Here is a 21,910-nt window from a genome sequence, read left to right as displayed (position 1 = left end):
ATCGGCAGGGCCTGCGACCCGCACAGGGTGGTGCTCATGGATAAGAGGTGCCCCTGATCGGCCAAGCCTATCGCAAGGGCATCTCAGGCGGGCTCGGCTGGTGCCGCCATGAAATAAAAAAGCGAGGAGACAAGAATGACTATGCCTGATCAGGCAGGTCGGGGCGCGCTCGCGCACGGCCTGAACTCAAGACAGATGTCCATGATTTCGATTGCGGGGATTATCGGCGCTGGACTTTTTATTGGCTCCGCCAATGCCATCGCGAAAACCGGACCCGCGGCGGTATTGTCTTACATATTGACGGGAGCCCTGGTGCTGCTAGTGATGCGCATGCTGGGCGAGATGGCCGTGGCCAACCCGGACAGCGGTTCATTCTCCACCTATGCCGCGCGGGCGATCGGGCCGTGGGCGGGCTTTTCCATTGGCTGGTTGTACTGGTGGTTCTGGGGGTTGATTATTCCGGTCGAGGCCATTGCCGGTGCCGACATCCTGCATCAATGGATGCCGGATATACCCTCGTGGGTGTTTTCGATTGTCATTATGGTTGCCTTGTCGGCGACCAATCTGTTTAGCGTCAAGAATTTTGGCGAGTTTGAATTCTGGTTCGCCTTGATCAAGGTGTTGGCAATCATTGTGTTTATTGTGGCTTGCCTGTGCGCCCTGACCGGTTTTTGGCCGTGGGTCGAGGGGGGCAAGGTACCCATGGTTCCCGTGTTCAGCAACTTCGCGCCGCAGGGCATGGGGGCGGTGCTGGCAGGTATTTTGATTACGATGTTTTCATTTTTTGGGGCGGAAATTGTGACGATTGCCGCAGCCGAAACGGATAAGCCTCAGGAAAAAATACGTAAGGCGACTAACCTGGTGGTCTACCGAATCTCCTTGTTTTATGTGCTGTCGATTTCCTTGATTGTCTTGATTGTGGGGTATGACGATCCCAGGCTCACGCAGGTGGGTTCATTTCAGCGTACCTTGGAAGTGTTGCAACTGCCCCAGGCCAAATTGCTGGTGGATGTGGTGGTCTTGATCGCCGTGACCTCCTGCATGAATTCCGGCCTGTATACGGCCTCTCGAATGATCTATTCCCTGTCCGTCCGTGGCGACGCTCCGGCTTGTATTGCCCGGGTTTCGCCCAAAGGTGTCCCTTATAACGCGGTGCTTGTCTCGACCTTGGCCGGCTTTGCAGGGTGTTTGGTGAACTACCTCTTGCCTGGCCAGGTATTTTCCTTCTTGCTCTCGACCACCGGGGCCATCGCCTTGCTGGTCTATCTGGTGATTGCAGTGTCCCAGCTATTGTCGCGGCGCGAAGCGGAAAAAAAAGGCATAGACCTGCCCTTCAAGATGTGGCTTTTTCCCTGGCTGACCTATTTGTCCATCATCCTGATCCTGGCGGTGCTGGTGTATATGGCGATGGTGGAGGCCTACCGTTACCAGTTGGCCATGACTTTAGGGGTCAGCGCCTGCATTGTGCTGGCGGCGTTTATCAGGCTTCGACGTGGTGCCCGCCAGGCTGGGCAGATGCGGCAGGGATGGTCCTTGTAACCTCAGGCACGCAATGCGGCAGGCACAGGTCCTGCCGCACAGCGGATGTCATGCAGCCTTTTGAACGAGTCCGGCAGCGACGGTCTGGTTGGTGCTGGGGTCGATCAAGATGAAAGAGCCCGTGCTGGAATGATCCTGATAGTCGTCCAGCACCAGCGGGTCCCGACTGACCAGACTGACGCGGCCAATATCATTCAAGGACAGGGTGTCGGCTGCCTGCTGCTCTTGCAGGCTGTGTACGTCGCGCAAGGCATGTACCGCCTGCACCTTGGCCTGCGTCAGCCGTGTTCCCTGTTTGAGCCAGTAGGAACGGGAGGTGTTGAGAGCCTGCTCGTCCAGCCAACATAGCTGTGCATCAAATCGTTTGCTGGTGCTAACGGGATCGTGGGCCAATGTGAATAAATCGCCGCGCGAAATATCCAGTTCTCGATCCAGCACCACAGTGACGGCGTCTCCGTCGCTGACCTGGATCTGCTCCTGGCCCGCGCGAAAGAGCTGGGTGATAAGTGCGGTTTTGGCGCTGGGCCATACCTGAACGCTATCACCCACCTGCAGGCGGCCACCGCTGAGCTGACCAGCATAGCCCCGAAAGCCATCGGCGCTGCTGCCACCATGACGCGCCACCCATTGCACAAACAAACGGGCAGGGCGCTGAATGTTCTCGCGCAGATCCAGCGATTCGAGCAAAGGCAGCAGGGGCAAGCCTTGATACCAAGGTGTGTGCGGCGATGCCTGGGTGATGTTCTCGCCTTTCAGGGCCGAGAGCGGAATGATATGGAAGTGTTCGATACCCAGCTGCGTGGCCAACTGGCGGTAGGCTTGATGGATGCGCTCGAACACGGCCTGGTCCCAATCGACCAGGTCCATCTTGTTCACCGCCACCACGATATGACGCAGGCCCAGCAGTTTAGCAACGGTGCTGTGGCGCTTGGTCTGGGTCAGTAACTCTCCGTCTTTGGCGCGGTGCGCATCAATCAGGATGATGGCCGCCTGGGCGGTGGAGGCACCCGTAATCATGTTACGGGTGTATTGCTCGTGTCCCGGCGTGTCGGCCACGATGAACTTGCGTTTGGGCGTGGCAAAGTAGCGATAGGCCACATCAATGGTAATACCTTGTTCGCGCTCGGCCTCCAGGCCGTCAGTCAGCAAGGCCAGATCGGGTTCGGCGTCCTCGCCGCGCTTGTACTTGGAGCGCTGAATAGCCGCAATCTGGTCGGCAAATACGCCCTGGCTGTCAACCAGCAGACGGCCAATCAGGGTGGATTTGCCGTCGTCCACGGAGCCAGCGGTAATCAGGCGCAGCACGCCCTGATCGGCAGCCTGCAGCCAGGCGTCATTGACGGTGTTCATTAGAAATATCCTTGTTTCTTGCGGTGTTCCATGGAGGCTTCGGAAGTCTGGTCATCCATGCGGGTGGCACCGCGCTCGGTAATGGTGGCCAAGGCGGTTTCAGCAATAATGTCCTGCACGGACGCGGCGGTAGAGAGTACGGGGCAGGTGCAGGAAATATCGCCTACGGTGCGAAAACGCACGTCGCGCCATGCGGAGGTCTCACCCTCCAGCAAGGGAGTCAGCGGGGTGATGGGAACGATCAGGCCCTGGCGCTCCACCACCTCACGGGAGTGGGTGTAGTAGATGGATGGCAGATCAATCGCCTCACGCTGGATGTATTGCCACACATCCAGCTCGGTCCAGTTGGAAATCGGGAAAACGCGCAGGTTCTCGCCTTTGTGGATGCGGGTGTTGAACAGGTGCCACAGCTCGGGGCGTTGCGCTTTGGGGTCCCATTGGCCGAATTCGTCGCGAAAGGACACGATGCGCTCTTTGGCGCGCGCTTTTTCTTCGTCACGGCGGGCACCACCGAAACAGGCATCAAAGCCAAATTCGGCAATGGCTTCCAGCAAGGTGACGGCTTGGGCACCGTTGCGGCTGGCGGTTTCGTTGCGCAGCACCACGGTGCCACGCGCGATGGACTCTTCCACGCTGCGCACAATCAGTTCGGCGTTCAGTTCAGCGGCGCGGCGATCTCGAAATTCGATGACTTCCGGATAGTTGTGGCCGGTGTCCACGTGCAACAAGGGAAACGGCAGTGGGCCGGGCGCAAAGGCTTTCTGGGCCAGTTGCAGCAGAACGGCCGAGTCCTTGCCGCCGGAGAACAGCAGCACGGGTTTTTCAGCTTCAGCTGCGATTTCGCGCAGAATGAAAATGGCTTCGGCTTCCAGCCAGTCCAGGTGAGTACGGGTAGAGAGTGGTTCGCCCATGGGGTTCCTTCAGGTGTTGACACGGGTATTCAGATTGCTGGCGTGCAGGCCGCATTCCAGGCTGTCGCGCTGTTCCCACCACCAGCGCCCGGCGCGCACGTCTTCACCGGGACGAATGGCGCGCGTACAGGGCTCGCAGCCTATGGAGGGGTAGCCCTGGTCGTGCAGTGGGTTGTAAGGGATGCTCAGTCCGCGGATCACGGCCCAGACATCGTCCTGCGTCCATTCGATCAAGGGGTTGAATTTCTGCAGCCCGAAGACGCTGTCGTATTCCTTGCTGGACAGCTCGGTGCGGCTGGCGGTCTGTTCGCGACGCTGGCCGGTGATCCAGGCCGATCGGCCTTGCAAGGCACGGCGCAGCGGTTCCACTTTGCGGATCGCGCAGCATTCTTTGCGCAGTTCCACGCTTTCGTAAAAAGCGTGTGTGCCATGCGTGGTGACGTGTTCCTGCACCCGGTCCGGGTCAGGGTGAAAAAACAGGATAGGGCGTTCGTAGTGTTGCTGGATGTCGCGCCCCAACTGCAAGGTCTCTGCGTGCAGACGACCGGTATCCAGGGTGACGGTTTCCAGCTTGGGGGTGTAGATGGACATGGCATGAAACAACACCATGTCTTCCGCGGCCAGGGAACTGGCCAGAACGGCATCAGCATGTTCGTGCGCGATGACTTGCAGATCGTCGCGCAGTTGTTTCCACAGCATCAGGGGCCGGGCGCTCAGGGCAAGCGCGGCAGGGGCTTGGGCGGGCATGATCGACTGTCCTTGTGGCAATACCAGTGCCGGCCCGGCTCAAAACGGAGTCACGTGGGCCGCGCTATTGCCTTACATGGTTCATGGGATGATGAGCCAGTGTGCTTGCGCGAGCCCACGCTGGGAACGAAGTATTAGTTAGGTGAATATGCCCCTGCTGTATTTAGCCGCCTTGTCATGGTATTTTCAGGCGCGGCGGCTGGCGGCAATAATGGCGATGATGACGATGCACGAGAGCCAGGTCAGCAGATCCACACGTTCGCTCAACCATACGGCCGAGATGAGCACAGTCAGAAAAGGCTGGGCCAGTTGCACCTGTCCAATACGAGCGACCCCACCCAGGGCCATGGCCTTGTACCAGGGGAAAAACCCCAGCAAGGATGAAAACAGGGCCAGATAGAGCAGGGCCAGGACAGAGTGGGAAGAAGGCATCTCTGCCATGGGAAAGGCCAGCCACAGGGTGGCAGGAATGGTGAGCGGCAGGCTGGCCGCCAGGCACCAGCAAATAGTGCGCCAGCCACCCAGGGTTCGAGCCACACGGCCACCTTCGGCATAGCCCACGCCAGACATGAAGACGGCCAGGGCCAGCCAGATATCGCCGGTTTGCAGGGCGCCTTCACCAATATAGAAAGCATAGAGTAGAACCAGTACGGCACCCAGCAGGCTCAACATCCAGAAGCGGCGGCTCAAGGGGTCTCCGCTGCGGGCAGAGGCAACAATGGCGGTCGCCAAAGGAATCAGCCCGCTTAACACGGCTCCGTGCGAAGACGGCACTGTCTGCATGGCAATCGAGGAAAACACGGGCCAGCCTACGATCACACCGGTACAGGACAGGGCGATGCCGCGCCATTCCGACGCAGTGGGGCGACGGCTGCGGGTGGCCAGCAAAATGATGGCCGCAAACACCCCGGCGATACTGGCTCGTGCCATTCCGATCAGCCAGGGATCAAAGCTTTGCACTGCCAGCCGCGTCATGGGCAAGGTAAAGGCAAAGACGGTAACGCCGATAAAGGCGTAGAGGTAGGTCAGCAAGGCGGGAGCGGCAGTGGGCATGGGAAGGCTGGTGCTGCGGTTCATGAATATCACCACGGTCAGGAAATAGGTTTATCACAACATTGAGCTTAAAATAAACAGCCAATACAGTGGCGGTACAGTTTGGCGATCGGTAACTAGACTGTACTGCTCAGGAAGGCGTTACAGTTAGCACTCTTTCGAAAGGTCGGCACGATGGAATGGATGGATTGGGAGCCCGTACGCGGTTCGGATGTCACGCTCAGCGATCAATTGGTTGCGTGGGTGCAGCAGGCCTTACATTTGCGATATCGGGGCGGTAGCCGTCTACCCTCGGTGCGCCGACTGGCGCAGTCCACCGGGGTCAGTCCTCACACTGTGGTGGCGGCCTACGAGAAGTTGATGGCTTTGGGTTTGGTGGAGTCGCGGCCCGGTTCTGGCTTTTTTGTACGGGTGCGCAGTCCACGGCGCTTGCGCTCGGAGTCCTTGCAGGTACAGAAAAAAGAGCCGTGCAAAATCGATGTCAACTGGATGCTCAACAGCTTTATGGGCAATAGCGACAACGCGGGCATTCCGCGCCAGTGGCTCGATAACGACATGATCCTGGCAGCCTTGCGGCAAGTCAGTCGCAGTGCGGGTTCCAGTTTGCTGGGGTATGGCCATTCTCACGGCTACCGGCCCTTGCGGCAGCATATCGCGGGGCAGCTCGAAGACAGTGGCATACCGGCAGATCCCGACACGCAGCTTTTATTGTGCAGTGGTGTGACGCAGGCATTGGACCTGCTATTGCGTCATTGGCTGCGACCTGGCGATGCCGTGGTGGTCGAGGACCCTGCCTGGTATTTGCTCTTTGCCCGTCTGGCAGTCGTGGATGTACGCGTGCTCAGTGTGCCGCGCCGGGCGGACGGCCCTGATCTGGTTGTACTGGAACAATTGGCGCGCGACCATCGCCCCCGGCTGGTTATTTTGAATACCGTCGTGCACAACCCTACCGGCTTTAGCCTGAGCCCGGCGGTTGCGCACGGTATTTTGACCTTGGCCCAGACCTGGGATTTTCACATCATTGAGGACGATACCTATAGCGAGTTGCACGCCCACCCCGCGTGCCGTCTGGCTCAGCTCGATCAGCTCAAGCGCGTCACCTTGGTAGGAGGGTATTCCAAGGTCATGGCCGCAGGGTTGCGGGTGGCCTATATGGCGGCCGCCCCCGAGTTGCTGCGGTCGCTGGTGAATCTGAAGATGCTGGCGGGTCTGACCTCGCCCGAATTGAGTGAGCGCGTGATCCACCGGGTGTTGGTAGACGGGCCCTATCGTAAACATCTGGACCGGCTGCGTCGTTATGCCGACGCTGACCGGCAGCGCACGCTTGAACAATTGGCTCAGTTGGGCCTGACACCGGATGCTCCCGCGCAGGCGGGCATGTTTGTCTGGGTGAATACAGGGGTGGATACGGAAAGCCTGGTGCGCGCGTTGGGGCGCCCCGGTCACTTGCTCGTTCCCGGGGCCTTGTTTTCTCCGCAGCAGCAACCATCTACTTATATGCGCATCAACGTCTCCTTGGGCGACGATGCCCCTTTTTGGAGCGATTTTGCCAGTTGTTTGGCCACGGCAAGGCGGATCGCGACGAGCGTGCCGAACGCAGAAGCCTTATAGCTTGAGTGCTGATAGTTGCACTGTCATCTGTCTCTGTTAGCATAAGTCTGTGCGCTGCATAGAAAGAAATTTTTATGCGACGTGCGATAGCTAATAGCAATGAGCGTTATTGCATTAATCAATTTTACTAATCGACAGGGGCTTCCTATAATGGCTTTACTGTCAATGATTAATCACTCACCGGAGCAAATATGTCTTTGATCAACACCGTCATCAAACCTTTTAAAGCAACCGCTTTTCACAACGGCAAATTTATCGAAGTCAGCAACGAAACCGTTGCCGGTAAGTGGGCTGTTTTTGTTTTCTACCCAGCCGACTTTACCTTTGTTTGCCCAACCGAACTGGAAGATCTGGCCGATCATTACGCCGAATTCCAAAAAATGGGCGTAGAGGTCTACTCCGTGTCAACCGACACCCACTTTGCTCACAAAGCATGGCACGACACCTCCGAAGCCATCGGCAAAGTGAACTACCCCATGATTGGTGACCCCACTCATCAACTGTCGCGCAACTTTGGCGTGCTGATTGAGGAAGAAGGTATTGCTCTGCGTGGCACGTTCGTGGTGAACCCAGAAGGCGAAATCAAGGTTCTGGAAATCCACGACAACGGTATCGGCCGTGTGGCTTCCGAGCTGCTGCGCAAAGTGAAAGCTGCTCAGTACATCGCCGCTCACCCCGGTGAAGTTTGCCCAGCCAAGTGGGAAGAAGGCGCCAAGACGCTGACTCCTTCCCTGGACCTGGTTGGCAAGATCTAAGACCGTTTAAACACGAGTCTTGAGTGGTGGTCGGCGCGCTGCGCCGCCACCCCGGTGCCTGACCGGTTCAGGCACCCTATGTTGTTTCGTTCAGTACAGGATAAAGGGCGTATCACATGTTAGATGCAAACATCAAAACTCAATTGAAGGCATACCTCGAGAAGATCACGCAACCGATCGAGATCGTTGCGTCGCTGGATACTGGCGCCAAGTCCGTCGAGCTGCGCGAACTGTTGCAAGAAATTGATGGTCTGTCCGACAAGACCAGCTATCGTGAAGATGCGGATGCGCAAGAGCGCAAGCCTTCCTTCCAGATCAACCGTCCCGGTACCGACATTAGCGTGAGCTTTGCGGGTATTCCGATGGGACACGAATTTACCTCTTTGATCCTGGCCCTGCTGCAAGTCGGTGGTCACGAGATCAAACTGGATGCCGCTGTGATTGAGCAGATCCGTAATCTGCCCGGCGACTTTGTGTTTGAAACCTATTTCTCGCTGTCGTGCCAGAACTGTCCTGACGTGGTTCAGGCTCTGAACGCCATGTCCGTGATCAACCCACGTATCAAGCACGTGGCAATTGATGGCGCCCTGTTCCAGGACGAAGTCCAACAGCGCAACATCATGTCGGTTCCGGCCGTGTTCCTGAATGGTGAAATGTTCCACCAGGGTCGTGCCAGTGCCGAGGAATTGCTGGCCAAGCTGGATACGGGTGATAACTCGGCTCGTGCCGAAGCCTTGAATGCCAAGGACGAATTTGATGTGCTGATTGTGGGTGGTGGACCCGCCGGTGCAGCCGCTGCCGTGTATGCCGCTCGCAAGGGAATCCGCACGGGTGTGCTGGCCGAGCGTTTTGGCGGTCAGGTGCTCGATACCATGTCGATCGAGAACTACATCTCGGTTGTCGAAACCAATGGCCCTGCATTTGCGACCGCGCTGGAGCAACACGTTAAAACGTACGACGTGGACATCATGAATCTGCACCGTGCCCAGGGCATTCGTCGTGAAGGCAAGCAGATTGTGGTGGATGTCGATGGCGGCGCTCAACTCAAGGCCAAGTCTGTCATTTTGGCGACAGGTGCGCGCTGGCGTGAACTGAACGTGCCTGGTGAACAGGATTACCGTAACCGTGGCGTGGCGTACTGCCCGCACTGTGATGGTCCTTTGTTCAAGGGCAAGGATGTGGCAGTGGTGGGCGGCGGTAATTCCGGCGTTGAAGCTGCGATTGACCTGGCCGGTCTGGTCAAGCATGTCACCCTGATCGAGTTTGGCGATGCCTTGCGCGCTGACCAGGTCTTGCAGAACAAGTTGCGCAGCCTGCCTAACGTAACCATCATCATGCAGGCTCAGACTACGGAAGTGCTGGGTGATGGCACCAAGGTGGTCGGTTTGAACTACCTGGATCGTGCGACTCAGCAAGCCAAGAGCCTGAAGCTGGATGGCGTGTTTGTTCAGATTGGCCTGGTGCCCAACACGGAATGGCTCAAAGGTAGCGATGTGGCCTTGTCGCGCCACGGCGAGATCGAGGTCGATGTACGCGGTGCCACGTCATTGGCGGGCGTGTTTGCCGCCGGGGACGTGACAACAGTGCCGTACAAACAGATCGTGATTGCTGCCGGTGAGGGTGCCAAAGCGGCTTTGAGCGCTTTTGATTACCTGATCCGCAGTTCGGCCGAGCTTGAAGCGCCAGTGGTAGAAAACGCAACGGCTTAAGTCTTTCTGATTATTGGACTGGCTGGTGCAAGAGGGTCGCCCTGTTTGGGGCGGCCCTTTTTTTATGCAGTTCTTTTGGCAACGCCTGCTCTTGGGTAGGCGCTTTGCATCGCTATGGCTTGTATTGGCGTGGACATGTGCAAAGCGGGTCGAAGGAGAGGCGATTGTGCCCGCTTGCAAAGCCTGCCTGAAAGTCCAGGCTGGCCCTGTGTGAGGCGGTAAGGTTTCTCAGCATGCAAGCCCAGGGACGTGTGTGGGAACGCTCGTCAGATGGTTTGCTGCGGGAGCACGGGTCGGCCCGAATGATGTGGAGTCTCGGATAGCGATTTGGGACGAACGGGCAGCTTGCCATTGGTTTATTTTTGCTATGATGCTTTTCTGTCACAGGACATAATCGAGGTTTGCTTGGTTCCCTTCTGAGGCCTTGACTCGGGGAGTGGGCCTGAGCCCTGATCCCTGGGACGTGGTGTTCCGGCTTAAGGCTTAGCGGGTCAGGCCGGTACGACGGCGAGTTTTCCCATGCATCGAGACTCTTACACATAAAGGACGTTCAATGATCAAGGTCACACTCTTTCATGATGGCTGTAATATTTGCTTGGATATTAATACGCTGCTGAGCCAGATCTTTTCCACGCCTGCCCATCACTATCAGGCGTTCAATCTCTCGGAGCAGAAGGAGTGTGTTGCGGATGCACTTGCTGCTGGTGTCACCCGGCTGCCGTCCTTATTGATCGATGGTCGGGTGTTGAGACTGGACGATCATTCACCCATTGAGCACTATGTGAAATAGAGTCGATTGACGCTGACGGTAAGCGTCTGCGCAAGGCTGCGCTTACCCGGTCTGCTAAGGGCATGAGTCTTTCCAAACCCTGCGTAAGCGCCAGCTCCGCCCCGTGGCTTGCTGAGACTGGCTGTCTGGTACGGAGCGGAGCATTCACGCTCAACGTCGTCTGTGTTGCGACCCGGGTACACCGTCGATGACGAGCAGACAGGTAAAGCGCTGTCTCGGCAATCGAGGAGGGGGGCGATCCCCCTTTCTAATGATTAATCACCCTCCAGCTCCGGCCAGTTTCCACCCAGCACATCGCTGCAAACTTGCAGCCAGGCCCTGGCCGCCTGCGACAGATAGCGCCCATTCCAGAGCAGAGCCACTTCCCAGTTCAGTCCAGGCTCCACCACCTCTTTGGCAAGCCAATCGCCCGGTTCCAGCCGGGACAGGAATGGCTGGGGTAACAAGGCCACTCCCATGCCCGCTTGCGCCATGGACGCGACCCAATCCCATTGATTGCTCTGCGCAGCGATATTGATTTGCAAGCCCGCGTGGGCAAAGGCGCGCCGCAGCATGCGGGTCAGGGCGTAGTCTTCGCCCAGAAAAATCAAAGGATGCTTTTCCAGCTCCCGCAGTTTGATGGTTTTTTGTCCAGCGGGCAGCGTGTCTTTATGGCCAATCGCCCAGACCGCATGCTTGGCCACCGGTGTGGCCGACACATTTAACTCGGGTCCCAGGGGCAAAATGCTCAACCCCATTTCGACTGTGCCCGCGGCAACCATGCGCTCAATTCCCATGCCGGTCTCCTCGTGCAAAATAAGCTCGATGCGTGGGTGCCGATTCTTGAACGTCTTGAGCACTTCTGTAAACAGCACATTAATCATGGGCGGAATGCCCAGATCCAGACGGCCACGCTGCAAAGCCTGCACTTCGTGCACCTCTCGCAGCAGTCCCTGCATGCTCTGCAATACCTCCTGCCCGCGCTCCAGCACCACTTTGCCGCAATCGGTCAGCTGCAGGTGCCGGTGATCGCGGATCAACAAGGGTTCCCCCAGCTCATCTTCCAGTTGTCTCACCATCTTGCTGATGGTTGACTGCGTCACGTTCAGGCTCTGCGCTGCCTGTGTAAAGCTTTGATGTTTAACGGTTTCAATGAAGTATCTTAAGGACCGGATGTCCATGTTCAATGTCCTTTTTTCTATGAATTTTACGACTTTTGTGCAGTTATTTTATTCATTATGGCGATGCTATGCTGGCTTTGTTCAAAAAACATAAACGCCTGTTGTCAGGGCGATTTCGGCTTTTTATTTCCGGCTCTTACCGCCACCACTTTTAAAGCGTGATGTCGTTCTGTTGCGTGAAGATCTCGCCTGGCGCTTTCGGCCCCGGCCCCTTCCGAAAGCAACAGCAGGTAGATCAATGACACAGAGACAGGAGCACACGATGTTCAAGGATCGCATTCGTTTCCCCGGGTTGGAAGGCAAAGTCATGACCGCTCAGGAGGCCGTCGCCTTCTTCAAGGACGGGATGAATGTCGGGATGAGCGGCTTTACCCGTGCCGGGGACTGTAAGGTCATGCCTCGAGCTTTGGCCGAGCGCGCCCGCACCGAGCCATTAAAACTGAATGTGGTAACCGGCGCCTCGCTGGGGAATGATAGCGACGGTTTGATGGCGCAAGCAGGTGTGCTCGCCCGTCGTTCGCCGTTTCAAGTAGATTCAGTGTTGCGCCGTCATATCAATGAAGGCAAGGTCCTGTTTACGGATCAGCACTTGTCCTTGACCGTCGAGCACATGCGTTCGGGCAATCTGCCTGCGATTGATATCGCGGTGATTGAGGCCGTCGCCATTACCGGGACTGGCGCGATTGTGCCCACCACTTCGGTTGGCAACTCGGCCAGTTTCGCCCAGCAGGCCAGTCAGATCATTGTCGAGCTGAACCTGAGCATGCCGGTGGAAATGGAAGGTCTGCACGATATTTATGTACCCCAGGCCCGCCCCCATCGTCAGCCTATTGAATTGACCGATGTGGACCAACGTATTGGCACCACCGCGATTGAGGTTGATCCTGCCCGTATCGTGGGTATCGTAGTGACCGACGCTTTGGACAGTCCCTCCAGCGTGCTGCCCCCTGACCAGGAAACCCAGGCCATCGCCGGTCACATTATCGAATTTCTGAAAGCAGAGGTCGATGCGGGTCGTATGAGTCATTCCCTGCTGCCTTTGCAGGTCGGTATCGGGACGATTGCCAACGCCGTGACCTATGGTTTGCTGGATTCGCCTTTCACGGACATGCAGATGTACTCGGAGGTGCTGCAAGACAGCGCAATTGCCATGCTGGATTCGGGCCAGTTGAGCTTTGCCTCTGCCTCTTCCTTGACCTTGTCGGCTCCCAAGATGGCCCAGTTTCTGGAGGGGTTGGAAAACTATCGCGACAAGCTGGTCTTGCGTCCACAGGAAATCAGCAATCACCCAGAGCTGGTTCGCCGCCTGGGTATTATCGCGATCAACACGGCCCTGGAGTTTGATATCTACGGCAATGTGAACTCCACCCACGTTTGCGGCACGCACATGATGAATGGCATTGGCGGCTCCGGTGACTTTGCCCGTAATGCGCATTTGTCCATTTTTGTCAGCAAGTCCGTGGCCAAAGACGGTGCCATCTCCAGTGTCGTGCCCATGGTCTCGCATGTAGACCATTGCGAGCATGACGTGGCGGTATTGGTGTCTGAATGGGGCCTGGCGGATTTGCGCGGTTTGGCGCCTCGGGAGCGGGCCCGCGTCATCATCGAAAAATGTGCTCACCCAGACTATCGTCCTGCTTTGCTGGATTATCTTGAACGCGCCAGTCAGCGTGGCGGCCATACGCCCCATATCCTGGAAGAAGCGTTGTCCTGGCATGTTCGTTTTCAGCAAGAGGGCACCATGAAACAGGAGCAGTTCCACACGCAGGAGCTCCTTGCCGTGTAGTCCATCAGGTCGGGTAATGCGTGGCCGAGTCAGTCCGGCGACGCAGACCTTACAAGCTGACCTGATCGCCCCTGGCATTCCACCCGTGCCAGGGGCATTTTTTTAGCGCTAAAATTGCAGATTGTGCTGCGTTTAGCGAGGCTGGCGTGCTTGAGCAAATCGGTGTAGTCAATTTCTGGGCGTTTGTTGTGGGCACGGTAGTCATCGTGCTTTTGCCTGGCCCCAATTCTTTGTACGTGTTGGCCAGTGGCGCCGGTCACGGTGTGCGCGAAGGCTATAAAGCGGCCTTGGGCGTGGTGGTGGGCGATGGTATTTTAATGACGCTGACCGCCTTGGGCGCTGCCTCGCTGCTCAAGACACTGCCGATGTTGTATACGGGCATACGGTGGCTCGGTGCCGCTTATTTGCTGTATCTGGGTTTGCGGCTCTTGCAGTCGGCCTTTCGGCAAGGGGGGGCAGTGCAGTCCGTGGACACGCGCCTGCGTCACGAAACCCGTTTCCGCAAAGCCTTGCTGCTGAGCTTGTTAAACCCCAAGGCCATCCTGTTTTTCCTGTCCTTTTTTGTGCAGTTTGTGGACCCCTCCAAAGGTCACACGGGCTTGGCCTTTATGGTGCTGGGCCTGGTGGTGGAGATCATCAGCATTTGCTATTTGTCTTTGCTGATTTTTGGCGGTGACCGCCTGGCAGGAATGTTTCGACGTCATCAGCGTTTGTCCCGCATGGGCAATGGCTCGGTGGGGCTCCTGTTCATGGGTTTTGCCGCCCGCATGATCGGCGACTGAACCGGCCGTCTCAGAGCGCAGCCGTTCTGACAGCACTTATTTATCAGATTTAAGGAAAACACCATGAGTAGCAAAATCCGTGTCGGTATTGCAGGTTACGGCAATTTGGGGCGAGGCGTAGAGCTGTCCCTGGCACAAAACCCGGACATGGAGCTGGTCGGCGTTTTTACCCGTCGCGATCCCGCTTCCCTGCAACTGCAAAGTCCCGGTGTGCCCGTACGCGCCCTGGACCAGATTGAGCACTACCGTAATGATATTGACGTGCTGATTCTCTGTGGTGGCTCTAAAAATGATCTGCCCGAGCAAGGCCCGGCTCTGGCGCGCTGGTTCACGACGGTTGACAGCTTTGATACCCATGCCCGTGTTCCTGAGTATTACGCGGCGGTGGATGCAGCAGCGCAGGGCGCTGGCACGACGGCCTTGATTGCCGTGGGTTGGGACCCCGGCCTGTTTTCCCTGAACCGCCTGTATGGGGAATGTGTGCTTCCAGTGGGGCAGACCTACACCTTCTGGGGCAAGGGTCTGAGCCAGGGACACTCGGATGCCATCCGTCGGGTGGCCGGGGTCGCCGGGGGCGTGCAATATACCTTGCCCGTCGAAGCAGCGGTCCAGCGCGTGCGTAATGGCGAACAGCCGGAGCTGAGCACCCGTGAAAAGCACAAGCGCCAGTGTTTTGTCGTGCTGGAGCAGGGTGCGGATGCCGATGCTGTGCGAGAAGCCATTGTGACCATGCCCGACTATTTCGCTGACTATGACACCGAAGTGAATTTCATCGACGCCCAGACCCTGGCGCGAGATCATGCCGCCATGCCTCACGGTGGCTTTGTCATTCGCAGTGGTCAGTCTGCGGCGGGCTCGCAGCAAGTGGTGGAATACGGATTGAAGCTGGGCAGCAACCCGGAATTCACGTCCAGCGTTCTGGTGGCCTACGCTCGTGCCGCCTACCGCATGAACAAGAATGGTCAGATCGGTGCTCAGACTGTGCTGGATGTGCCGCCTGGGCTGCTCTCGCCCAAGTCACCCGCGCAGTTGCGCAAAGAGCTGCTGTAAATTCAGTGACATCGTCGCAACCCGGTTCTGCCAGGCAGAACCGGACCCCGATTCCGGTTTGATTCCGCCTGAATGATTCGGTGCGCCAATAAAGGGTAAAATAGCGCCCACTTCTTACTAATGTTGGGTGTTTCCATGCGCTTACTGATCGCACTCCTGTTGCCCTGGTTGGGTTTTTTCACGATTGGCCGGCCTGTGGCGGGCATTATTTGCCTGATCTTGCAGTTGACCCTGATTGGATGGATTCCCGCCGCGATTTGGGCGGTATATGCACTTAGCCAATACAAGACCGACAAGAAAATCGAACAAGCCCTGGGCAAGCGTTAAACCCCGGCTTTTTCTTCTCTTTCTCTACGTCTGAGCGGGCCCTGACGTGCTTGCTCAGACGTTTTATCTTTTTTTGCTGATACAGCCATGACCCTCTCGTCTCCCGTGGGCCATTCTCCTGAGTCCGGTGAGCAAATGGTGTCCGTAGACCCCCAGGCGGTACCACGCCTGGAGCTTCGCCAGATCACCAAGGCCTACCCGGCCGTGGTCGCCAATGACCATGTCTCCCTGTCTATCCTGCCGGGGCAGATTCACGCTGTGTTGGGGGAAAATGGCGCCGGCAAGTCCACCCTGATGAAAATCATTTATGGGGTGGTCAAGCCCGATCAGGGCGAGATTCTGTGGGACGGCCAAGCGGTTCAGATCAGCAGCCCGGCAGCGGCACGGCAACTGGGTATCGGGATGGTGTTTCAGCATTTTTCGCTGTTTGACACCCTGACCGTTACGGAAAACATTGCCCTGGGTCTGCCCGCTTCCACCAATATGAAGGAGCTGGCGGGGCGCATCCGCGAGACCGCCAGTCAATACGGGCTGGACCTGGACCCGCAGCGTCACATTCATACCTTGTCGGTAGGCGAATGTCAGCGGGTAGAGATCGTGCGTGCTTTGCTGGGCAAGCCCAAGCTGCTGATTCTGGATGAGCCCACCTCGGTGCTCACGCCCCAAGCGGTGCGCCGCCTGTTTGGCACGTTGCGTCAGCTGGCTGCCGAAGGCTGCAGCATTGTTTATATCAGTCATAAGCTCGATGAGATCCGTGAGCTGTGCAATGCCTGTACGGTCATGCGCATGGGCAAGGTCACGGGCTACTGCGATCCGCGCCAGGAGACCACGGCCAGTTTGTCGCGCCTGATGATTGGCGCCGAACCCCAGTCCTTGGGCGAGCGCCGTGCACGGCAGGGGGGCACGCTTTTGCAGGTCCGTCACTTGCAGCTGAGCAAATCGCACCCCTTTGCCTGCGAGTTGCAGGATGTCAGCTTTGATCTGCACCAGGGCGAAATCCTGGGTGTGGCCGGGATTTCGGGCAATGGACAGCAGGAGTTGCTGGCCGCCTTGTCGGGTGAGGATACCCGGGCACAGGCTGACATGATCTTGCTGGATGGTCAGCCTATTGCCCAGCGTGACGCGGCCTGGCGCCGTGACCAGGGCATGGGCTTTGTGCCTGAGGAGCGCCTGGGGCGGGGCGCGGTGCCGGAATTGTCGCTGGCACAAAACCTGCTGCTGTCCCATCAGAATCAAGAGACGGTCAAACGCGGTTTTTTGCGCTTTTCCAGCATTCGTCGTCTGGCGGGTGGGATTATCAAGCGCTTCCGAGTCAAAACCTCTAATGAGCAGGCCGCAGCCAACAGTCTGTCTGGGGGGAATCTGCAAAAGTACATTATCGGCCGTGAAGTGACCCGTCAGCCCCGGATTCTGGTGATTGCCCAGCCGACCTGGGGCGTGGACGTTGGGGCGGCTGCCCAGATTCATGCTGAACTGCTGGCCCTGCGCGATGCCGGCTGTGCCTTGCTGGTGATCTCTGAAGAACTGGATGAATTGTTTGCGATCGCCGATCGTCTGATTGTTATCTCCAAAGGTCGTATGTCTCCCTCTATTCCCGTGGCGCAAGCCAGTGTTGATCAGATCGGGCAATGGATGAGCGGTTTGTGGACGGAGGACAAGCATGTTCAGGCTTGAGACTCGCGCCACGCCCTCAACCTTGATGGCCTGGTGTTCCCCCTTGCTGGCCGTGTTGCTGACCATGGTGGTCGCCGGAACCTTGTTCTGGTCCCTGGGTAAAAATCCCCTGGCGGGCTTGAATGTCTTTTTTCTGGAACCCTTGCGTGACCTGAATGGCTGGGCCGAGGTGGGCGTCAAGCTGATTCCCCTGCTGCTGATCTCGGTCGGTCTGGCTATTTGTTTCCGGGCCAACATCTTCAATATTGGGGCGGAAGGGCAGTTGGTGATGGGAGCCTTGGCCGCCGGGGCGTTCATACTGCATGTGGACGATGGCGACAACGGTGGTTTTTTCCTGATTGGCGTGGCGCTGGCCTGCGGCATGATGGGCGGCATGGCCTGGGCTGCGATCGTGGCCTTTCTGAAAGACCGTTTCAATGCCAACGAGATTCTGGTTTCCCTGATGTTGGTTTATGTGGCTCAGCACCTGCTCAGCTATCTGGTGCACGGTGCCTTGCGCGATCCTGAGGGTTTCGGTTTTCCGCAGTCCAGTCTGTTTTCTGACGGGTTTCTCTTGCCCGCTGTCTTGCCGGCGACTCGCTTGCATACCGGTATTGTTCTGGCCTTGATCGCCTCGGTGGCAGCCTGGCTGTTCCTGACGCGCAGCATGGCTGGTTTTCGTTTGCGGGTGGGGGGCATGGCCCCGCTGGCAGCTCGTTATGCCGGTTTTTCATCCCGCAGGGCGCTGTGGAGCTCTCTGCTCATTTCGGGCGCACTGGCCGGACTGGCCGGCGCAGCAGAGGTGATGGGCCCGGTCGGGCAGCTTACGCCCTCTATTTCTCCCGGCTATGGTTTTGCAGCCATTATCGTGGCCTTTGTGGGACGACTGCACCCGCTGGGGCTGATCTTCTCTTCCTTTGTGATGTCCTTGCTGTATATCGGTGGGGAATTGGCCCAAAGCCGTTTGGGCTTGCCCAATGCGATCACCGGCATTTTTCAGGGCATCCTCTTGTTTTCCTTGTTGGCTTGTGACGTGTTCATCACCAAGCGTTTGGTCTGGAGAAAGTAATGGACGCGATTGCCCCTTTGCTGGCCGCAACCATCAACGCCGGAACCCCTTTGCTGTTGGCAGCCCTGGGTTTGCTGATCAATGAAAAATCGGGCGTGATTAATCTAGGTTCGGAAGGCATGATGCTGATGGCGGCCATTGTAGGCTTTGCCGTGGCCGTGCAAACCGGCAGCCCTGCTCTGGGCTTTGTGCTGGGCGCACTTGTTGGCATGGTGATGGCGGCGGCCTTTGCCTGGCTGACGGTGTGGCTGGGTGCGAACCAGGTCGCGTGTGGCCTGGCCCTGTCCTTGTTCGGGGTCGGGGCCTCGGCTTATATCGGCCTGCCTTTTACCGGTAACTCCTTGGTTGTGACCAAGTTGTCCATTCCCGTGCTGAAAGATATTCCCCTGATCGGCCCTGCCTTCTTCCAGCAGCATTACATGGTCTATGTGTCCTGGGTGCTGTGCATTGCCGTGGCCTGGTTCCTGACTCGTACCCGTTCCGGTCTGGTACTGCGTGCGGTGGGTGAATCGCCCGCCTCGGCGCACTCGCTGGGCTACAACGTGCGCTACATTCGTCTGGGCGCCTTGATGTTTGGCGGTGCCTGCTGCGGTCTGGCCGGTGCCTTCATCTGTCTGGTCTATACACCCATGTGGGTCGAGAATATGGTCGCTGGGCGTGGCTGGATCGCGTTGGCGCTGACCACGTTTGCCACCTGGCGTCCCTGGCGCGTGATGCTGGGCGCTTACTTGTTTGGTGGGGTCACGATCCTGACCTATCATGCGCAGGCTCTGGGTGTTCCGGTAGCCTCGCAATTGCTGGCCATGATGCCGTATCTGGCCACGATTATTGTGCTGGTATTAATTTCTCGAAACGCTAACTGGATCAGGTTGAATATGCCTGCATCGCTTGGCAAAAACTTCAATCCCAACAACTAGAGGACTGACATGACTGGAAACTTTATGCGCAAGGCTCTTTTGGCCGCTGCCATCGCTTCCCCCCTGGCCGCCTTGCCTGTGTCCGCTCAGGCAAACGATCAAGAACCCCTGAAAATCGGTTTTGTATATGTCAGCCCTATCGGTGAAGCCGGTTGGACCTGGCAGCAGGATATTGGCCGTCGCCAAATGGAAGAGGCCCTGAAAGGCCGCGTGGTCACTCAGTATGTGGAAAACGTGCCGGAAGGTGCCGACGCTGAGCGTGTGATTCGCGATCTGGCCCAGCAAGGCAACAAGCTGATCTTCACAACCTCGTTTGGCTACATGAACCAGACGCAGAAAGTGGCCAAGCAGTTTCCGGATGTGAAATTCGTTCACTCCACTGGCTACAAGACAGCTCCTAACGTGGCAACCACCAATGCCCGTTTTTACGAGTCCCGTTACCTGGCTGGCGTGCTGGCTGGCAAGATGACCAAATCCAATGTGGTCGGTTACGTGGGTGCTCACCCCATTCCCGAAGTGCTGCAGGGTATTAATGCTTTCGCCATCGGCTTGAAGAGCGTGAATCCGGAAGCACAGGTGCGCGTGGTATGGGCCAATAGCTGGTACGACCCAGGTAAAGAACGCGACGCAGCAGTCACTTTGCTGGGGCAGGGCGCGGACGTGGTGACGCACCACACCGACTCCACGGCAACCGTACAAGCGGCCGAGGAAGCCGGCAAGTATGCGATTGCCTACCACTCTGATATGAGCAAGTTCGGTCCTAAAGCCCAACTGGCTGCGGTCACTCACCACTGGGGCGACTACTTTACGCGCAAAGCCACGGAAGTGCTGGATGGTAAATGGCAGAATGACAGCACCTGGGGTGGCCTGAAGTCCGGCATGGCCGCTTTGGAAGGCTTTGGTCCCGAAGTGCCCGCTGACGTGAAAGAGTTCGTTCTGGCCAAGCAGGCCGAGATCGAGGCAGGCACGCTGCAGCCTTTTGCTGCTCCTATCAAGGACAACGACGGCAAAGTGCGTCTGGAATCCGGTTTCCTGGATGACGATGCGTTGAACCGCATGGATTACTACGTGGAAGGCGTGGCCAGCAAACTGCCCAAGCAGTAATTCGCATCGCCGACTGTAACGTCACGACAGCCCCTTGGCGGATTTTCCGCCAAGGGGCTTTGTTTATGGATACCGCTAGGGGCGGCCGTGTCGGCATTTGCTCACGTTGTGGCCAGGCATGCTGGGGTTGTGGCGTGGCTATAGGCCTTGTTTCCAATGAGCTAGATAGGGTGTGACGATCTCAAGGCTAGGCTGATTGTGCAGGGCGCTTGCGTCCCAGACGTCGTGAAGCCCGCATCCAGCGCAGTGTCATCAGTATTGCCACAACAGACAGGCCGGTGACCAGTCCGATCCAGATGCCCACGCCGCCCATATTGAATTGAAAGGCCAGCAAAGAGCCTGTAGGAACACCCAGAACCCAATAGCCCAGCAAGGCCAGCACCATGGGTATGCGCGTATCATGCAGACCGCGTAGCATCCCCGCCGCAACGGCTTGGGCTCCATCACTGATCTGGAACAGCGCTGCCAGTGCCAGAAAAGTGATAGCTAGCTGAATAACAGCCTGGTTCTCGGCCACATCCAGATCCAGGAACAGGCCAATCAGGGTCAGGGGGGCGAACCAGAACACCAAGGCCGCCAGACCCATAAAACCCACCCCCAGGATGTAGGAAATCCAGCCAGCACGACGGGCGCCCAAGGGGTCGACCCGGCCGGCGGCCAGTCCTACACGTATGGTGGCCACCTGGCTAAAGCCCAAAGGAATCATGTAGGACACGGAGCAGATCTGCATGGCAATCGCATGGGCGGCCAGATCGGATTGACCCAGCACCCCCATCATCATGACGGCCGCGTAAAAGACCAGGGTTTCCAGCGTGAAGGTAATGGCGATAGGGATGCCCAGTGACCACATTTTCCACAGCCGTTTCGCGCTCCATTGCCAGGCCTCATTGAATAGGTAGTAGCGTCGAAAGCGCGGGTCACGCAACACGATCCAGCTCAATGCCGCGAACATGAAGATGCTCGATGCGGTCGTGGCCAGTCCGGCCCCGGCCAGCCCCATGGCCGGCAGGCCCAGATTGCCAAATACCAGCAGCCAGCCCAGCAGGGCATTGATGCCAATCGCGATAATCGCTACCGCCAGGGTCCATCCTGGTTTTTCCATGGCCGCCAAAAAAGAGCGCAGCACGATGTATCCCAGATAAGGCAGCAGGGCCCATTGCAAGGTGTGCATATAGGATACGGCGCGTGCCGCCACGACAGGGTCCTGGCCCATCATCACCAGGATGTGCTCGGCGTTCCACAGCACCATCCAGGCGGGCAGGGTGATGAGCAGGGCCGTCAAAAAGCCGTGACGAATGATCTGTTGCGACTCTCGGACATCACGCAGCCGCCGCCCCAGCGTGGTTGCCAGCATGGGAACCACGGCGGATACCAGTCCCATGCTGAAAATCATGAAGGCTTGATACAGACTGGCCGACAAGGAGCCGGCAGCCAGCTCATCGGGGCCCAGTCGGCCCATGTAGATCAGGTTGGTGGCCAACAGACTGACCTGAGCCAGATTGGTCAGAATCAATGGCCCGCCCAGACGCAGGGACGATTGCAACTCCGCCAGCCAGAGCTGGCTCGGGCCGGGGGTGTGGGTTTGTGCAAGCATGGT

At 57.7% G+C, this 21,910-nt stretch carries 19 protein-coding genes; 13 read left to right on the top strand and 6 right to left on the bottom strand.

Features of this window, described 5'->3' with window-relative positions:
- Positions 1 to 135: 135 nt before the first annotated feature.
- Complete coding sequence (locus ACOZ42_RS13380) at positions 136 to 1,539, top strand: amino acid permease (protein ID WP_059318307.1); 1,404 nt, start codon at positions 136 to 138, stop codon at positions 1,537 to 1,539.
- A gap of 48 nt (positions 1,540 to 1,587) precedes the next feature.
- Here the strand turns inward: ACOZ42_RS13380 and ACOZ42_RS13375 are convergent, their stop codons facing one another.
- The 4 genes from ACOZ42_RS13375 to ACOZ42_RS13360 all read right to left on the bottom strand — a co-directional run bounded on the left by ACOZ42_RS13375 (position 1,588) and on the right by ACOZ42_RS13360 (position 5,624).
- Positions 1,588 to 2,889: a sulfate adenylyltransferase subunit 1 gene (locus ACOZ42_RS13375; RefSeq protein WP_336580143.1), complete on the bottom strand. Its 1,302-nt coding sequence runs from the start codon at positions 2,887 to 2,889 to the stop codon at positions 1,588 to 1,590.
- Complete coding sequence (gene cysD / locus ACOZ42_RS13370) at positions 2,889 to 3,800, bottom strand: sulfate adenylyltransferase subunit CysD (RefSeq protein ID WP_059318309.1); 912 nt, start codon at positions 3,798 to 3,800, stop codon at positions 2,889 to 2,891. Before cysD ends, ACOZ42_RS13375 begins: the two co-directional genes overlap by 1 nt.
- Before the next feature lie 9 nt (positions 3,801 to 3,809).
- Entirely contained in the window at positions 3,810 to 4,547 is a 738-nt protein-coding gene (locus ACOZ42_RS13365) for a phosphoadenylyl-sulfate reductase (RefSeq protein ID WP_003802322.1), read from the bottom strand.
- 186 nt (positions 4,548 to 4,733) lie between these two features.
- A complete protein-coding gene (locus tag ACOZ42_RS13360; protein WP_003802320.1) occupies positions 4,734 to 5,624 on the bottom strand; it encodes a DMT family transporter in 891 nt (296 codons plus the stop codon).
- Positions 5,625 to 5,783: 159 nt separating this feature from the next.
- On the opposite strand from ACOZ42_RS13360, the gene ACOZ42_RS13355 reads away from it, so the two are divergent.
- From ACOZ42_RS13355 to ACOZ42_RS13340, 4 genes are all read left to right on the top strand, one after another.
- Entirely contained in the window at positions 5,784 to 7,211 is a 1,428-nt protein-coding gene (locus ACOZ42_RS13355) for a PLP-dependent aminotransferase family protein (RefSeq protein WP_426345853.1), read from the top strand.
- A 191-nt stretch (positions 7,212 to 7,402) separates the two neighbouring features.
- Positions 7,403 to 7,966, top strand: a complete 564-nt coding sequence (gene ahpC, locus ACOZ42_RS13350; RefSeq protein WP_003802317.1) for an alkyl hydroperoxide reductase subunit C — start codon at positions 7,403 to 7,405, stop codon at positions 7,964 to 7,966.
- Between the two features lie 116 nt (positions 7,967 to 8,082).
- Positions 8,083 to 9,675 (top strand): alkyl hydroperoxide reductase subunit F, encoded by a 1,593-nt coding sequence (gene ahpF / locus ACOZ42_RS13345; protein ID WP_003802315.1) that lies wholly within the window; start codon positions 8,083 to 8,085, stop codon positions 9,673 to 9,675.
- 553 nt (positions 9,676 to 10,228) lie between these two features.
- On the top strand, positions 10,229 to 10,465 hold the full coding sequence (locus ACOZ42_RS13340) for a hypothetical protein (RefSeq protein ID WP_003802313.1): 237 nt from the start codon (positions 10,229 to 10,231) through the stop codon (positions 10,463 to 10,465).
- 254 nt (positions 10,466 to 10,719) lie between these two features.
- On the opposite strand, the gene ACOZ42_RS13335 is transcribed toward ACOZ42_RS13340, so the two are convergent.
- The gene (locus ACOZ42_RS13335; protein WP_131070848.1) at positions 10,720 to 11,625 is read right to left on the bottom strand and encodes a LysR family transcriptional regulator; all 906 of its coding nucleotides are present in this window, start codon (positions 11,623 to 11,625) and stop codon (positions 10,720 to 10,722) included.
- Positions 11,626 to 11,887: 262 nt separating this feature from the next.
- Between ACOZ42_RS13335 and ACOZ42_RS13330 the strand changes: the two genes are divergently transcribed.
- From ACOZ42_RS13330 to ACOZ42_RS13295, 8 genes are all read left to right on the top strand, one after another.
- The gene (locus ACOZ42_RS13330) at positions 11,888 to 13,411 is read left to right on the top strand and encodes an acetyl-CoA hydrolase/transferase family protein (RefSeq protein ID WP_426345852.1); all 1,524 of its coding nucleotides are present in this window, start codon (positions 11,888 to 11,890) and stop codon (positions 13,409 to 13,411) included.
- 146 nt (positions 13,412 to 13,557) lie between these two features.
- A complete protein-coding gene (leuE, locus tag ACOZ42_RS13325; RefSeq protein ID WP_240209503.1) occupies positions 13,558 to 14,193 on the top strand; it encodes a leucine efflux protein LeuE in 636 nt (211 codons plus the stop codon).
- Positions 14,194 to 14,256: 63 nt separating this feature from the next.
- Positions 14,257 to 15,243 carry a diaminopimelate dehydrogenase gene (locus ACOZ42_RS13320; RefSeq protein WP_426345250.1) on the top strand — a complete coding sequence of 329 codons (987 nt, stop codon included), beginning with the start codon at positions 14,257 to 14,259 and terminating at the stop codon, positions 15,241 to 15,243.
- A 135-nt stretch (positions 15,244 to 15,378) separates the two neighbouring features.
- Positions 15,379 to 15,570 carry a YqaE/Pmp3 family membrane protein gene (locus tag ACOZ42_RS13315; RefSeq protein ID WP_003802304.1) on the top strand — a complete coding sequence of 64 codons (192 nt, stop codon included), beginning with the start codon at positions 15,379 to 15,381 and terminating at the stop codon, positions 15,568 to 15,570.
- A 135-nt stretch (positions 15,571 to 15,705) separates the two neighbouring features.
- Positions 15,706 to 17,244 (top strand): ABC transporter ATP-binding protein, encoded by a 1,539-nt coding sequence (locus ACOZ42_RS13310; RefSeq protein WP_240209524.1) that lies wholly within the window; start codon positions 15,706 to 15,708, stop codon positions 17,242 to 17,244.
- Positions 17,231 to 18,292, top strand: a complete 1,062-nt coding sequence (locus tag ACOZ42_RS13305; protein WP_059318314.1) for an ABC transporter permease — start codon at positions 17,231 to 17,233, stop codon at positions 18,290 to 18,292. Before ACOZ42_RS13310 ends, ACOZ42_RS13305 begins: the two co-directional genes overlap by 14 nt.
- The gene (locus tag ACOZ42_RS13300) at positions 18,292 to 19,209 is read left to right on the top strand and encodes an ABC transporter permease (RefSeq protein WP_003802298.1); all 918 of its coding nucleotides are present in this window, start codon (positions 18,292 to 18,294) and stop codon (positions 19,207 to 19,209) included. The genes ACOZ42_RS13305 and ACOZ42_RS13300 overlap by 1 nt, the downstream gene beginning before the upstream one ends.
- A gap of 24 nt (positions 19,210 to 19,233) precedes the next feature.
- On the top strand, positions 19,234 to 20,313 hold the full coding sequence (locus ACOZ42_RS13295) for a BMP family ABC transporter substrate-binding protein (RefSeq protein ID WP_003802296.1): 1,080 nt from the start codon (positions 19,234 to 19,236) through the stop codon (positions 20,311 to 20,313).
- A 187-nt stretch (positions 20,314 to 20,500) separates the two neighbouring features.
- Here the strand turns inward: ACOZ42_RS13295 and ACOZ42_RS13290 are convergent, their stop codons facing one another.
- Positions 20,501 to 21,907, bottom strand: coding sequence for an MATE family efflux transporter (locus ACOZ42_RS13290; protein WP_219235061.1), 1,407 nt, complete (start codon positions 21,905 to 21,907; stop codon positions 20,501 to 20,503).
- Positions 21,908 to 21,910 lie beyond the last annotated feature (3 nt).

Origin of the sequence: Alcaligenes sp. HNGD-HTN06 (assembly GCF_049932565.1) — a bacterium.
Taxonomy (GTDB): Bacteria; Pseudomonadota; Gammaproteobacteria; order Burkholderiales; family Burkholderiaceae_B; genus Alcaligenes; species Alcaligenes ammonioxydans.
Note: the sequence above shows the minus strand (reverse complement) of the source record. Positions and strands in the feature narration are given on the sequence as shown.